Below are 14,877 nucleotides of genomic sequence, written 5' to 3' on the forward strand. Positions count from 1 at the left end.
ATTCCATGTTGTACTAGCCCTATTGCTGAACCAGTTGCAATTGGATCTCATTGGGCAACTCCTTGAAGTCGTGCGTTATACTCTTGCCAGTGCTTTTTAGCCCTGAATCCCTCACCGAAAAGCGGAACATGAAAGCGAACCGTAGAAGCTGACTCCATTCTTAGAATTTTTAGGTCGACTAATGATCGGAGGCGCCGATTCCAAGATGGTCGTTCATCTAATGAAGCGAGAGCATAATCTATCACAAAAGGGACAGTTGCATCTTCTGCAACTAATGAGCTAGCGCTCGCGACTCTATATAAAAGCATCCACAGTAAATCTCTTTCGCGAGGGCTTTCTAAAGATAGAATGCTATCAATCGGCTCTAAAATTTCATAAGCCTTAAAAGGAAGGTCACTTTTATTGTCGCCTATTAGCGCTGCAACAGCTAACCTCACATCTCTCTTGGTGGCGGATCCTACCCTGACCAGGTGCGCAACTGTAGCCCCAACTTGCCATAGAAACTGTGGCATACCGGCACACAATGAGAACGCATATTCGATGGCTGCTGGATCGAACTGAATAAATGCAGATACGCGTTTCGGCGCAATTAGAGCTGCGGCTTCTCTTGCATCCTTAAGCCCAGTGAGCTCAATTGATTGGCTACTACCAAAGAAAGCATTTTTATATTCGCGTGCAAAAACATTTATATGGTTACTACCAGAAAGTAGTATTCCAATTGATCCGGTAGTTTGTGAAACCTCCCTCAAACTTTGAAGTAATTGTTCGAGTTCAAGCTTTTTTTCACCTCCAGCTTGGTAAGGTGCCACTAGGGCCTCGGCTTCGTCTATTAGGAGGACGAATCTTTCGAGGGGAGCCCCGACCCATTCTATTATTTTTGAACTAAGCGCTATCAGTGAGTCAGAAAGGCTCTCTTCATCGTAACACTCTTGTATTGCATTGCGCGCAGCTTTCCAGTCTCCGTCAAAACGCTGTCGTATGCGACTACAGAGCGCATAATTCTGGTCTGTAATAGATAAATTAGGTCTAACCAATCCGTGTGAGATTGCGCGAAAGAGTGTCGCAGATACCGGTCGCTGGTGACCCACAAACTCCACTCGACGCTCCGCGAGAGAAAGGTAGAATGTTATCGCCGTAGCATTTCCGGGCTGTCTTAGACGTTTATGGAATGCGAACAATAGCGATGTCTTTCCTATCCTACGCATACCCGTTAGTAAGACAGGGCTAGGTCTTCTAGCTGACACCAAAACCTGATTCAAAAGTTCTAGCTCGTCATGTCGACCTATGAAAGTTTCTTCTATCGCTGGGGTGTTACTAACTCCAGGGTACAGATCAAGCAAAGTGTCAGTTGATAGCCGCGCACCGTTATATCCTCTCGGGTCGATCGAACGAACCCTGAAAATAATATCTTCTGCAAAAAGCTCATCTGTTAACGTCTTTGCTCTAATTCTAATCCTCACGCCATCCTTCGATTTACCTCTGGAGAACCAACTCGTTCCAAACGTTATTCGCAGAGTAAAGTCGGATGCAAAATAGGTTGGACGATTTGAAAGCTCAAGCCGCAGTGTACCGTCCTCAAAATAAACGTCGTCGCCTTCAAATAAACTCGCTTCTAGTTTTGCAGGAACCAAGCCATTCGGAGTAACGATTATAGGCAGTTCGAATATAGCATTTCTTTTGGAATCATGTAGGCAAAGGTCACCTTCATAATCAACGGCAAGATTTGGTTTTACAGCGTGCGCTGCGGTAGGAAGCTCTTTGATAAAGTTCCTAAATGGAACACTTTTTGCCGAACTTACTATCTGGTCTGCGACCGATTGTGCAACTGGTATAAGGTCAGGTCGAGCAGAAGCTACAGATCTGAGTTCGAATAGTTGCGACAGACGTGTTGCGATAACCGAGTCATGTCGAGCTGCTAGCCGGCAAATAGCTTCGGAAGCTCCATGATCATACATAAAACTCAAAATCGGAGTACGGATAAGGTGTGGGTCATTAATATTTGTCGCGGCATCCCACAGCCTATCGGCAATAGCTTGGCTTAGGTTTCCAGAAAGCAAAGTCTCAAGAACTTTTTCAACTCGAAATGGAACGCCAGTGACTAACATCTTCCGAAATGCGGACGACCTGCCAAGTATTTCTGCCCATCCACCGCTCGAGCTTGGGGTACGCGCCATGCCCTCGCCACTATCAGCCGCGATACTTCCGCTCAAAACAAAAAAAGCTAATGAAAGACGCTGTGATTCTGTTAGCTGCATTACAAGTTCATGCGATCCTGACAGCCATGAAGCAGCAGACTGTAGATGGTCAATTGCACTTCCACCTGGAATGGGCGATACATCAGAAAAAGCTAAGAAAACTCCTTTGAGGTTATTCTCGTCTGGTATCGAGTTAATTTTGTTACACAGATCTGATGCAAGCGCCCAGTTTTCGGATCTAATCAGCTCTGCAAGGCGCACACTATCGTAACTCTCATAGTGCTCTTCTGGCTTACTAATGTTTTTTCTTACACTCAGGCCTTCTGTTTCTCCCAATAAAGAATTTTCGATGGCATGAGTTAACTCTTCTGGAAGCTCACCAGTGTCTTTAAGCTGTGATGCGCATTCTGCGGGGCTACTGGCACTTACTATTGTTGCTGAGACCTCAAATATCCGATCCATAGCTGAGCTAAGATCTTCGGCCTCATCCAGTTGATTCATTGAAAGAGCGCGCTCTACAATAAAACTCAAAAACCACTCACAGATTACATATGTTGCACTTTTTTCCTGCGGTATCATTATGGGCGCTGACTTTGCCCAAACAACCAACCTATCTGCGGCTTCGCGAGCATACTCAGAGAAATCGAGCGAAATTTTCTCGCTCAACCATCTACCAGGATGTTCGTTTTCTGTCTTAAAAATGTTTAATAAGCTTTCCAATGTTGGTGGAAGATATTCGACGGATTCAAAAATCCTTTCTACTACCGTTAAGTGAGAACGCTTAAGCGCGTTTTGTTGAAGAATATTTTCCCAACGTTCTTCGAGCGCTGATAATCGGTCGTCATCAGACTTCCCCGTCTCGAACAAAGATAGCATTTTCTTAAGATATACGAGACGCCCTTCTGTTGTGCTATATTCCTCACCAACAGTCAACGGTTCGGAAGCAATTAACTCAAGCAAATCCAATGTATCAGAGGCAGTTCTTAGCTCTAGAGCAGCAATTGCAGCATTAAACAATCCATACTCTTCAATTTGCTCAATTACTGCTTCGCCGTATTGAGCCTTTATCGAATCGAGCCTTGCAACCAATGCGGCGCAAATTGGTGAACAAACCTCTAATACATATTCGCTTATAGCTTGATCGTTTCGCTCTTTCGAAAAAGCTACCGCATCGAAGATTTGCCCACTGGAAACTAGTGTCTTAGCTATCTGTAAACCTGAAGGGGATTGTCCCTGCGCTCGCCAATATAGACACGATGCTGCTACATCCCTAAAGCTTACTAAATTCGAGTAATAGAACTCCGGAATTTCAATATGCTGAGAAGCAAAGTCAGTTGCTTCTTCGGTCCAGGCTGAATCAAGATCGAATTCTGGGATTGGCCGAATTGATTGAAAGCTTGTTTCCCGTCTAGGCCTCTCTAAAATATCCGCTATCTGCCCTTCAAGCCACTCTATAGACCCGACATCAGTTGAGTTTCTGAGTTGACGGTGTAATCTCTTGATCTTCGCGGAGAGGCTTTTTACGCGCGCGTCTGGCCTGTGTTGGGATTCTGATAGACAATCTTTCAGCAACACAACCATCTGGGCAATATAACGTATTAACTGTTCTTTATGCCTTCTTTCCAACTTATCGTCTGGGCGCTCGATAGAAAATTCTGCGATTACTTCACGAGCTAATTCACCGTTCTCGACATACGAAAGGAAGCTTGTAATATTTTTTGCATTAAAGTCGCCAGTCTTTAATGCATTTTTAGATAGCGACTCTCGAGCCTTCTCTTTAAGCCGTCGGTAATTCCCCTGCATAGTGGCAGGAGTATTAGCAAATAAAACAAGCGAATTGAAGGAATCATCACCAGTAGGTACTTGCCTAATTAGTCTTGAAATGTCGGCAGCGGATCCTAGGATACCAGCGTTAGTGCAAAGAATCTCCACAAGCTCATAAACGCTACGACCAATAATATCAACACTTGTTAAATTTGAAGTTAGATCTAAAATTTGGGCTATTGGTTCAAAAAGCATTACGGTGCGGAACCGCTCCACAGCCATTATCCGGGACAGAACAATGCTTGACTTAGCCACAGTACTTTCCGGATCTATGAAGCTTAATAACATCCTTCTACTTTTTTGATTTGCGTTAATAAGCGGTTCCAAAACGCTTTCGGATACAAAGTTCTCTTTCTCTACGGCAGCTCTTAAAATTATTGCCTCACCAACACCCCAGGCATGCTCACTCTCTGTTGTTATCAAAGCGCCTAACTGATTACAATCTAGAGTTGGCAGAAGTTTTGATACAATCTCGACACCGGATGCTTTTGCAAATACTTCAAAGTTTAATTTGTAGTCTTCTCTTGCCTTCCTGTTTAACTCACTACTTTCGCAGGCGGCAATAAGCTCCTGAAGTGTTTCTAAATTTACACAATCTTTATTTCGGCCCTTCCAACTTTGAAGCTGATGGTAGGACGGTTTCAACGAGCGCAGCGCTAATTTTATCTGGCTGATTGATAGTGCAGACGCAATAATCTCATCGTCAACCGACTGCTCTGTGCTATCAACTTGTATCTCGGTTTTTAGAAAGCCGCCTATTTCTTTCCAACATTCTGTCTCTTGCTCAAAAACTATACTTCTAGACTTTGAAAGTTCCTTTTGGGCATTCCGTGCATTTTGAATTGAAGAAATCGCGGAAATCCATTTCTCCTCAGTAAGATTTATCAGAACCTGTGTGTTGCTTCCATGCCAAAGTATTGCTGTTTCTTGTGCTGAATCGCTGTTAATTTTCGCTTGGCGAAGAATATCAGTGGATGCAACGACCTCAAGACCAGCTTGCCGATTATCTATCAGATCTGTAGCAAAAAAATTTAGAATAGGCTCTTTAACTTGAATACTTGATCCAGGATCTGCAATTTCTTCTCTTTCTGCTTCTGTATACGAGATCGACGCTTTTTCTACAATGTTATTTGGCAACACTTTAATCAGGAGCGAACAACCTATCTCCGTAGCCGCCTTTACTAATTTTACTTTGTCATCAAAATTACTTAACACCGATGCATAGATAAGCACCATTCGAGCAAAATCAACAGTATCTGCGGCGAATGGGCAATTGCCTTTTGCGAATCCTTCGATTAAAAGCTCAGCTGTTAAGTATCTCTCTAGATCACGCTTATTTTTAGGTTGAGCCGTATCTAGAAACCAATCAAATAATGGTTCTACGTTAGGATCGTAACAATATGCTTTACCAAGAAGTTCACCAAACGAGCTTTTTGGCTCAAGGACTTTACTTTTTGTGCTTGGCCGACCGAACCTCAAAGCTGGTTGTTCGACAATAAATGAGAGCTCTTTAGATTTTACTCTGCACGGAGCTATAGAGGCATATAAGTTAGCTAGGGATTTTAATTGGTCTGCCTGATTACTCTCTTGCTTTTTTAGAGCTTGGGGAGCAATTTTTTTAATATGCGACCTGAGTCCGCCACGTATTGTACTTAGCGGGCATTTGAATGCTAATGGCCATAAGGTAAATATGACATGCTCGAGATGGTCAGGACTAAAAATATCATCTGGGAGCTGGCCATCAACACGGAGCGGCCATAAAAGGTGTATAGCGGTTCCAGTCTCACCGATCTCATTGTCGGCTGATTGCAACTGTGATGCCTTGGACATAGTCACCTTTCCCTAGGTTTACATTCGCATTTGATTTCAGGAGCGCGCCATCCGCTTTCTGCTTGGAGGGGTAGGACGACGATCAATGTAGCTCCATTCGTGTTGTCCCATCTACCATTTTTTGGCTACAAAGCTTAGGAAAGCATTCAGAGAATGGAATTGATGATTTTACGATGACAATAGTGGCCCACCCCATCTCTATGGTGCGGTTTTATGCCTGCTATCTGCGTTTTCCGCAAAAAATCAACGCTCAATTTTCGAATTTTTTAAAGGTTTCTTGCAATGCACGATCTTTCGCAGCGTCATTCCTTACGTTCCTCTAAGGCTATACATTCGACCACGGAGGATTGATGTGTGGAGATCCCCCTGCCTCCAGGAAACACGTCTTAAACCAAGAATTAGCGCTTTCTACGATGCTAGTGTTGACGCTAACGCTGAACTGATCCGTTTGCCGACGCAACACTGCCCCTCCTCCGACCGGAACAAATCCAGCACAGGCAATGGTTCGCAAGGAATCAGACTGGGTCAAGGACATCTCGGCAACTGGGTCAATTCGGCGGCGGTGCCAACCATTGCTATTTATGGGAGACGAACCAGCTGGTATTAGCAGTCGTTCGAATCTCTCGAGGAGAAGCGCTTTTAAATTCCCCGCCTACTTTGCTTCTACCGCTGAAGTGGGAAAATCTCAGGATAGTCAAACAGACGCTCAGCATAGGACTTTGCACTTCCAACTTGGCCGCGCAGTTGGGGCAGTCCAGCCCCAACAATTATGATTGGAAGACTCAACTGTGAAACCCGATGCAAAGCGGCAACGAGCGCGACCATCTCCGGTTCGGCAACGTACTGAAGGTTGTCGATGAATATCACTAGGACTGAACTTGCATGACGCGCAGCTTCACCAACCTGAGTCAATAGGGTGACAAGATCGCCCTCGAGATCGCCGTTATCGGCCAATCCCGGCTCAGGGTCATAATCGAAATCCACCTCAATATCTTGGTAGCCTCCTTTCAGTGATTTTGCGAAGCCTGAGAGCGCTCGGAGCGCCCTAACAGCAGCATCCTTGGCCGCCTGTACAGTACCCATGGACAGCAGCGCTGTCCTTAATTGTGGGACCAGCAATGAAGGCAAGGACCGCTTTTCCAATGCATCTGCAAAGGCCGTGTGAGTACCGAACGACTCCGCGTCCCTCAACATCTGATTAAGCAATACCGTCTTGCCGACACCTTGCAATCCGACAATTATGAGGCTTTTTGCTGGCCGCCCAATGCGTAGGCGTTCGATGGACACTCGCAACCGCTCACGTAGATCACCACGACCAACCAGCTCAGGAGGTTGTAAGCCGCCAATGGGTGAGTAAGCATTACGTATTACGGCCATAGAAATGCACTCCAGTAATCAGTACCAATATTGCCCAAAGCCGGCCCTTGGCGATAGGTGCGAAATCGCACTCCACTTGACCACCCGTTTGCATTCGACCTGGTCAGCCATTTGCGTTGCATCTGACCACCGATTGCTTTGGATTTGACCAGCATGCTTCGTAACTATGATTGGCAGAGAACGACACATTGCTAAGGGTGGCGGCAGCAGGCGGCAATATAGCCCCAGTAGGTCTGCAGGATGCGAACTGATGCACGTTAGTACCCGCATAGGTGGAGCACGGACATACGTCAGATACCACATCTGTGGGGGGCCATTTCAAATCGACCGATGATTTTCATCAATGTACTCTTCCACGGTCTCTAGTCCATGTGCCAGCAATCAGGTAGGAGGCAGGAGCCTAGCTAGACTTCCGATGATAGATTGGCGGGAACGAACATTCGCTGACAATCAATGGTATAGGTGATCGACGCCTCAGCGGCTGAGAGATCGCAGGACCAGAGCGAATCCGCTGATGGCTCCAAATGGAGGTCGATTATCTACCCCAACGGAACCCATCTTCCGTGCGAACATCCGAGTCTCTCAGACTGCAGGTAACTATTGCACATGCTCACACCGTGCATTCTATCTAGCGGTATAGTCTATAAGGATTCTCAAGAAATTGAGCTCCGAATGATAGACCATGTAATATATAGAGCGTCGACGCCATGATCAATTCAAAAGCAAACAGCGAGGCAGAACAGTGTTTTACACCCCACTCCCAGGAGAGTATATAGCATCCGTTATAAAAAGAGGTAATGAAACTCTCGGAATTAAAGGTATAAGTAGGGATAACTACTTAATAATCAAAACTGCTACAACATCAAGGAGAAGGGATGGAGAGATAATTTTCCCCCAATTATTTAAAGACCATGGAGTCACAGAGGAAGTTCTCTATGAGAATACGCTCTACCCGCTTACGGCAGCACTAGGCAGAATTCATGCTGGCACTATATATACACCAATGACGCGGTGGAAGATTTGCCTTGACTGCGTGACCACAGATCTTGCTCTTCATGGGACCGCCTACATACACTGCCGAAACCTACCCTCATCGGTATTTGTCTGCAGTATTCATGGATCTAGACTTTATGAAAAATGCCCAACTTGTAGCAAATCAATTACTGCACATAGCATTGGGGAACTTTCCAAATGCGGAAATAATTTTCCTAAGCCAGAGAAAAAGCTAAACATACCAATCCATCAATATTCGATATTTATTAGTGAGCTTCTAAGCTACGAGGGCGAGGCTTTCACCCCTAGAGCTGTAGAAAGCGTGTTTGCAAGATGGAGAACAACCACAAGCATAGTTCAACATAATCAATCAAGCAGAAGAGAGGTTTGGGAAAACCATATGAGCAACTTACTGGAGACCCATCTTAAACGGTCACATATTTTGTCGGTTGAAGCATGTGCAGCAACTGCATTTTTCACTTTTACTAAAGCAAAAAAATATTTTTCAGCAATTGAAGAACACGTAAAATCCTCAAAACATAGATATTGGAACAATTATCTAAAATTATTACGCGACAACGCAGAAAAGTCAGCTAATCCTTACAAGTCTGGAAATTTCAAACTCTGAAATGCGCCTAATCCGAATTCCGGCAAGTCGAAGAATCAAGCTTGTATAACAGCACTGTGGAAACGATAACTGTTTGATCGCCCAAGACACTTTACGCAGTTGGTAGTCGTGCTCTGTCTCGAGGAGAGACTCTAATGCTTTAGAACTTTCCGGAAACCTTGAAACATTTCTCAGAAAATTATAATCATTAGACAACTTACTAACTATAGCAGATTTGGTGATCTTAATCGGCTTACCCTCAGTAGCCATCAACTCGTCACGTGCCGCTACAAGCTCATGTGATAGAGTGACATCGCGGGCGCTCCAGTCGATACGACTTTTGATTCTCCTACCGATGCAATTATGCTTCGTATTCTTCCGCAACCATTCCTTATCGTGACGATATAGCCAAAAATAGCCAGTCTTATCGTGACACTTTTCATTAGGATCATCCATGTATGCCAGACGATACTTGACTATCTCAGCTTCGGAGACGGGTCTGCACCGGTGTTGGGTTGGAGAAATAAAGCTGCCTTCTTCAGATCGATCACTATGGTTGAAGTCACGTAAATGATCCATGGTCGACTCAAGTAGCCAGCATAGAAAGTAGAAATGGAATGGCTGAATTACTCGTCCACGCCGTCGAAGCAATCGCATAACCCATTCGCTTTCTTTAGTGACCGCCTGGAAATCACGTTCTTGGGCACAGCGTCTGAATCTGCGCTCTACATAGGTTTTTATCGCCTGCTCCATGAGTCGGCCCCGTTTGAGCATGCGCATTTCTGCTAGACGCCATCTAAGGAAGCCGCCGCGCACAAGATCACATACGCGCTGTGGGTTCATAAGCCCCCAAAACTGCATCTCCGCCACTGCATTCACAGCTTCCGAGGAGAGGTCATCCAAGACGAGGGTACCAGTAGATTCACCTGGCAGGAGCATGCAACGCCAATCCGAGCCACCAGGAAAGCTTGCGGAAAGAAGCACGTTGCCGTGATGTGGACAAGTGCAGACCCCTGCGGCCATGTGAATTCGGTGCCAATAGGGCACGCCATAGTCGTCGGCGTCATGCCGCAAGCACGCGTCGCAGTATCGGAAAGATGCATGCTTCAGCAGTCCTGAGGCAGTCATCCCCAGGCTCATCTTCAACCCTGTGCCCTGTGTACCTTGCATACACTGGAGGGCTGACTCGTACGCCTCCTCGCTCAGGAAGGGTTTGTAGAGCGGCAGCAACGTTCGAGTCTCGACAAGTTCCGCAATCGAATACTGTCCCTCCAATCGCTGCGATAAGGGCCCTAAGCAACAGGGCAGCACAGAGCCGCAGGTTCTTGAATAGGTACCGAACAACTCTTGGCTGGTTCGTCGATAGCTATCGTTGGCGACTAATCGATGGTAGCGGACCGCGAGGCTATACAGAGACTCGTCTGGTAACGGTTCTGGGAACAACAACAGACGATCCATCCTTTCGCCCTCGCGTCAGGAATGCTCACCAGATTGGTTCGTCATCGATCCAGCCTCGTTTCAAAAGCTCCGCCTGGACATCCCCGTCCTGATCCAAATGAACGTTCTCTAGGCTGTCAGTGACCACTCTAGCTACGGGCTTACCGACGGGCTTTCTCGGTTGCGTTTCTGCAGATGCGGGCATGCCTTGTAAGATCAGAGCGAGGTCTGCACGTTTAGCTCGACGGGCCAAGTCATGGTTAAGCATCTGCGCGATCTGATCTTTCGTGGGCATCATGTCCTCAAAATCGGCGATCTGCAGTGGGTCACCACTGCGCAACGCCTCGATCGGCTTATGAAGCATCCTCATCTGATTGTCGTAGACGCGCTGCAGCACCTGCGAAGTGACGGCCTCTAGCTCTTCTGATATCACGTGACGCTGAGCCAGCATCAACAGCTTGACGAGGAAGTCTGTGTTGCCCTGAGTAAGGTCGTAGATTTTCCTCAGGAGATTATCGTTCAGCGGAGTCGCGGATCCTGTCCAATCATATTCCCACAGGCGGGTGACGAGGTGCTCCCAAAAAGGATCGTCCTCGCTGAACCTGTCAAAGGTGATTTCCCCCATCCCTACGGCTCGCCTGGCGTTTCTCAGCACACCGGAGAAAAGAGGCAGCATTGCATTCGTCCCGACATAAACCAGCGGGACACCTGCATCGTTTGAAAGCGTGACGAAGAAATTAAGGAGCTTCTCCCTGTCTGCACCTCCACGCGAAGAGTTCAAATGCTGCATCTCATCAATGATCAGTGCCCCAACAAAATAGGCTTTGCACAGCTGGCTTATGTGCTGCAGCATCACGCTTACGCTGGATCGACTCACACTGAGCGATGAATACTTTTCAATTCCCAGGGCATTGTCTAAGGACGCGAAGAACGCAGCACAAAAACCGCGCAACGACCCATCATGGGGGCACTCGATCTTCAGCCAAACCACTTGAGTCTGGATGAACACCTTAAGTCCATACTTGCTGTGACTCACAACCTGCGGATAAAGCCTGGTTATCGCATCTAGGGCGGTAGTCTTACCCATTCCGCTCAGCCCAATCAGCGTCATGATGTTTGCAGAGGACTTGAAACCACCACGGCCCACGCTGCCTGACGAGGGTTGGCGATATCTAACCGTTTCTGCACTAAACGGATTTCGGGCGGTGTACCCATATCGGATCAGTTGGCTAAAGCAATCCTCTAGCTCAAGATGAATATCCAACGGGATTACTACGTCTTTCAGCCTATTTACACCGTGCCCCCGCAGTTTTGGGCTAAGTTCGAGCTCCGCAGGAGTAGGCTTGGGTGGCAGATTTCCTATGCTTCGGACCACATCGATATCAGTAAGAATCGCCGGTAGGCATTCAATCAATGGATTGCCATCATACTGCGGCATCCCTGTCTGACCGTAGGTAGCTTTAGCAAAAGCTGGAGTGTTCATTGATCCACCTCCTGAGCCTCACTGACGACCAGCCTGAGAAAAGCTGCACTCCTTGCGGAACCGGTCTTGCTGCGAATAGACGCTTGGTGTTCCACGGACGGCTGCGTACTTTCCACAAAGCGAAGCTGATTCAGGTCAGCCGTGTGGTTATCACGCTCAACCTGAACTTCAGTACTGCGCTTTTCCAGCTTTCTGCTTTTGAAATCAGCCTTCGATTTAGGGCTTCCAGCTCGATCCTTTTTGGCTTTAGCCTTACTGACGATGCTCTCTTGGAGATCCTTCAGCTTAGCGGCGTCGTTCAACGCCTCATATTTTGAATCAGGAGAAACCTGCCGAGTAATACTTAGGATGTCGATAACCTCCTCCATTCGGTAGCCGGCATATTTTTTTGCCTGGTGAGGAACAATGGTCATCGGCTGGAATTCGGCCCCATTTTTTACCCAGCAGTTTTCAATTGAATTAGGGTCGTACCAGACCCTGACATACCGACTCCGGAAATTATGCGAGTGAGCAAGCCATTTTTCCCGCTCAGCTAATTCACAGGTGTAGAGAACCCCTTGGAACTGAATCCCTGCGCGTGTAATGCGGCATTCCTGCGATGGCAACAGCGCGATCTTTAACTCCGCCGGGGTTACAACCTTCGTGTTGACCATGCTGTGTTCCATCGCCCAATTCCAGATATTGATTGGAGTCGGTTCAAGGTCATCCGCCATCATTACAGGCGTCAGTAAATGAGGGAGGTGCAGGCTCTTGTTGTGAGACAGCACACCAGCGATGATCATTTGAGTGAACTCATCAAGATCGAGGATTGCGTCGAGTTCATAGTCCCTGTCACCACGTTCCAGACGCCGAGCATCCACGCCACCAGGCACAAACTTCAGATCCAATTTTTCGTTGATCAAACGGAAGCGGCTTTCGACGATACCTTTCCAGTCTGGCCTGTAGGGAGGCGGGATATTAAGGACGGTACCCAGAGTGTTACTCATGACCTCGCCAGCTTCACTCAGCAGCTCTGCCCGGTCCGCGGTCAACTCGACAGGCAAATGGGAGCACGGCCACTCGGACTCTTCGATATCAATCCCATATCGCTTACAGAATTCTTTTTTTGGCGTATACGCGTTAAATAACGCATGCCTCGCGCCATTCCAGCTGGGCCCTTCAAGACCCACATGTATGCCGACAATCATCCGAGTGTAGCTATCAACGACCACATACAGCACCGGCCGTCCAATCAGCCAGTTTCTATTCACACGGTGGACGAGGTAGACATCTGCAATGGTTGAGTCGATCTCGTATCGATGACAAGGACCAGAGAGATCCTGTGACGCTTCTCCAGATAGAGGCCTGTAATCTTTGTTCCAACGAATACTGCCACGACGCCCCTTCAGCACATACAACGCATCAAAGAATTTCTTTCCGTTGTAGCTGAGCTGTCCAATACTGGGATGGCTGCCCCTCACGACGTCGCCCTTGAAGCCGTCTGCAGCGACTTCTCTATAGAACTTGTTCAACATCCAAGAGAAGCAGTCTCCGATAGTGCCGCATTTCCCGCTTGCATAACGGCTATACGCTAACTTAATCGCAGATAGATGACGCTCGTTTAAAAGAACCGCACCATCTTCAACGACGACGCCGCGATACTTTGGTCGACGCCCAGGGATGATGCCTGACTCTCGGCTTTTAGGTTTACCTCTTCCACCGCATTTTGATGTATTCCACAGAAAAGCATTTTTGACTTGTCCCATACTCCAATACCGGAACAGCAGCCGATAGATTTGCTTCCTATTGACTCCCATCACCTCAGCGTGTTTTTTGACATCTGCTCCGAAACTAATGGTCAAAATATCGATAGGTAACTTACCCTCGACCATACCCTTGATCAAATTCCAGCTTTTTTCCCGGCTGTTTTTCTCTCGATCGTTCAGCTCATCTTCATGGCGAATCATAAAATGAAGAGGCAGTTCAACATTTATAACCGCGGCCCCGGACTTTATCTCCGCAGCGAGCAATTCCCTCTCAACCAGCCAGGGTTTACGCGGGTTGGAGGACAGGTCGATAACGACAGCCTGGTCATCTCTAAACCCCAATACTCTTACCGGATTTTCGAGTAATTGGGATCCTTCGCCAGGAGAAATAATGCTATTCATTGTGAAATTAAGCATGACGGGAAACCTCACCCGATGAGAACTCACTCAAGTTCATAACCTCGACGTGCAGAGGTTTTGATAACTCGATAATTTTTGAATTCAGGTCAATTCTCAGCCTTCCTACCCAAGCCAGATGGAAAAATAGGCACTTCGCTCCCATGTATTCCATGTATAGCGCTTTCGCCACTTTAACCAGTAGGGTCTTCAGCGGTATCTCATCCGTTCTCACTCTGGGGATTACTTCTAACATCCAACTTATATTTTTTTCATTCGCAAGCGTTGGTGATATTAGCGCGTAGCTTCTGAGAATCAGGAGATTCCTAATTCTGACCTGCGAAAGTCTCTCGTAGAGAACCAGTTTCCACTCAATGTTTCTTCTGGCCCAGAAAATACGCTCAATCTCGAGCTTTTCGAGCAGTCTGTCCTGCTCACCTTTCGAAGCATCTTCGATCTCTTTTGCATACTTCATCGATCTCGCAACCAGTCGTTCTTTACCCGTACTGTCCACCTGCGTGATTAGAAAATCGGTCGTTAACACGAGAGGTACAGAAGTCCCGGGGTATACCGGCGGCCGGATATTAAGGCTCGAAGCGATAGCATGGGTTTCCACTGCAGGCAGCAGGGGGAACTGCTCACGGATATCAATGATGGACCGGTCATGCTCGAGTATCACGTGGTAGTGGTACTCAGCATTCGAAAGCAGGTGGTGAGCTCGATGGACTTTCACTCCTGGCACGATGTGCGAAGTCCCTTGGGAGGGAAACGACCGCACCTTGATCCACGGAACGTACTCCTCTCTGACCCCTTGGCCATCGCCGGCCGCTATCCGTTTATCGATCTTTTCCTGGGTAACTACCTTCGAGCGCACTGGCTTGTGGGGTGACGATTTAACCTGGCTCATCTGGTTAACCGGACTACCTAAATGACGTGGCCACGCCCCACAAGGAGCATTGCTGGCAGAGAGGGAAACCCATGCTGTCGAGT

Annotated in this window: 7 protein-coding genes and 1 pseudogene; 1 reads left to right on the forward strand and 7 read right to left on the reverse strand. The window is 47.2% G+C overall.

Annotated elements, in window-relative coordinates; translation table 11 throughout:
- Positions 1-47 precede the first annotated feature (47 nt).
- Both AC3WTM_RS03095 and AC3WTM_RS03100 read right to left on the reverse strand, forming a co-directional pair.
- On the reverse strand, positions 48-5,849 hold the full coding sequence (locus AC3WTM_RS03095; RefSeq protein WP_102669473.1) for an ATP-binding protein: 5,802 nt from the start codon (positions 5,847-5,849) through the stop codon (positions 48-50).
- 663 nt (positions 5,850-6,512) lie between these two features.
- Entirely contained in the window at positions 6,513-7,226 is a 714-nt protein-coding gene (locus tag AC3WTM_RS03100; protein WP_102669474.1) for an ATP-binding protein, read from the reverse strand.
- Between the two features lie 742 nt (positions 7,227-7,968).
- Between AC3WTM_RS03100 and AC3WTM_RS03105 the strand changes: the two genes are divergently transcribed.
- Positions 7,969-8,847, forward strand: a complete 879-nt coding sequence (locus AC3WTM_RS03105; RefSeq protein WP_146023690.1) for a hypothetical protein — start codon at positions 7,969-7,971, stop codon at positions 8,845-8,847.
- Here AC3WTM_RS03105 and AC3WTM_RS03110 read toward each other — a convergent pair.
- From AC3WTM_RS03110 to AC3WTM_RS03130, 5 genes and pseudogenes are all read right to left on the reverse strand, one after another.
- Positions 8,809-9,765 (reverse strand): TnsD family Tn7-like transposition protein, encoded by a 957-nt coding sequence (locus AC3WTM_RS03110; protein ID WP_256585994.1) that lies wholly within the window; start codon positions 9,763-9,765, stop codon positions 8,809-8,811. The genes AC3WTM_RS03105 and AC3WTM_RS03110 overlap by 39 nt on opposite strands.
- A gap of 54 nt (positions 9,766-9,819) precedes the next feature.
- Positions 9,820-10,284, reverse strand: a pseudogene (locus AC3WTM_RS03115) (TniQ family protein); the annotation flags it as partial.
- A 25-nt stretch (positions 10,285-10,309) separates the two neighbouring features.
- Complete coding sequence (locus AC3WTM_RS03120) at positions 10,310-11,746, reverse strand: ATP-binding protein (protein WP_102669476.1); 1,437 nt, start codon at positions 11,744-11,746, stop codon at positions 10,310-10,312.
- Positions 11,743-13,908 carry a TnsB C-terminal domain-containing protein gene (locus AC3WTM_RS03125; RefSeq protein ID WP_102669477.1) on the reverse strand — a complete coding sequence of 722 codons (2,166 nt, stop codon included), beginning with the start codon at positions 13,906-13,908 and terminating at the stop codon, positions 11,743-11,745. The genes AC3WTM_RS03120 and AC3WTM_RS03125 overlap by 4 nt, the downstream gene beginning before the upstream one ends.
- Positions 13,901-14,794: a TnsA endonuclease N-terminal domain-containing protein gene (locus tag AC3WTM_RS03130; protein WP_102669478.1), complete on the reverse strand. Its 894-nt coding sequence runs from the start codon at positions 14,792-14,794 to the stop codon at positions 13,901-13,903. Before AC3WTM_RS03130 ends, AC3WTM_RS03125 begins: the two co-directional genes overlap by 8 nt.
- Positions 14,795-14,877: the final 83 nt, after the last annotated feature.

The organism is Pseudomonas sp. EU05-FHT14B02 (assembly GCF_058791055.1).

Excerpts from the sequence above, each read along its gene's own strand:
- AC3WTM_RS03095 (WP_102669473.1), bottom strand. The coding sequence starts at position 5,849 with ATGTCCAAGGCATCACAGTTGCAATCAGCCGACAATGAGATCGGTGAG.
- AC3WTM_RS03100 (WP_102669474.1), bottom strand. The coding sequence starts at position 7,226 with ATGGCCGTAATACGTAATGCTTACTCACCCATTGGCGGCTTACAACCT.
- AC3WTM_RS03110 (WP_256585994.1), bottom strand. The coding sequence starts at position 9,765 with ATGCTCCTGCCAGGTGAATCTACTGGTACCCTCGTCTTGGATGACCTC.
- AC3WTM_RS03120 (WP_102669476.1), bottom strand. The coding sequence starts at position 11,746 with ATGAACACTCCAGCTTTTGCTAAAGCTACCTACGGTCAGACAGGGATG.
- AC3WTM_RS03125 (WP_102669477.1), bottom strand. The coding sequence starts at position 13,908 with ATGCTTAATTTCACAATGAATAGCATTATTTCTCCTGGCGAAGGATCC.
- AC3WTM_RS03130 (WP_102669478.1), bottom strand. The coding sequence starts at position 14,794 with ATGAGCCAGGTTAAATCGTCACCCCACAAGCCAGTGCGCTCGAAGGTA.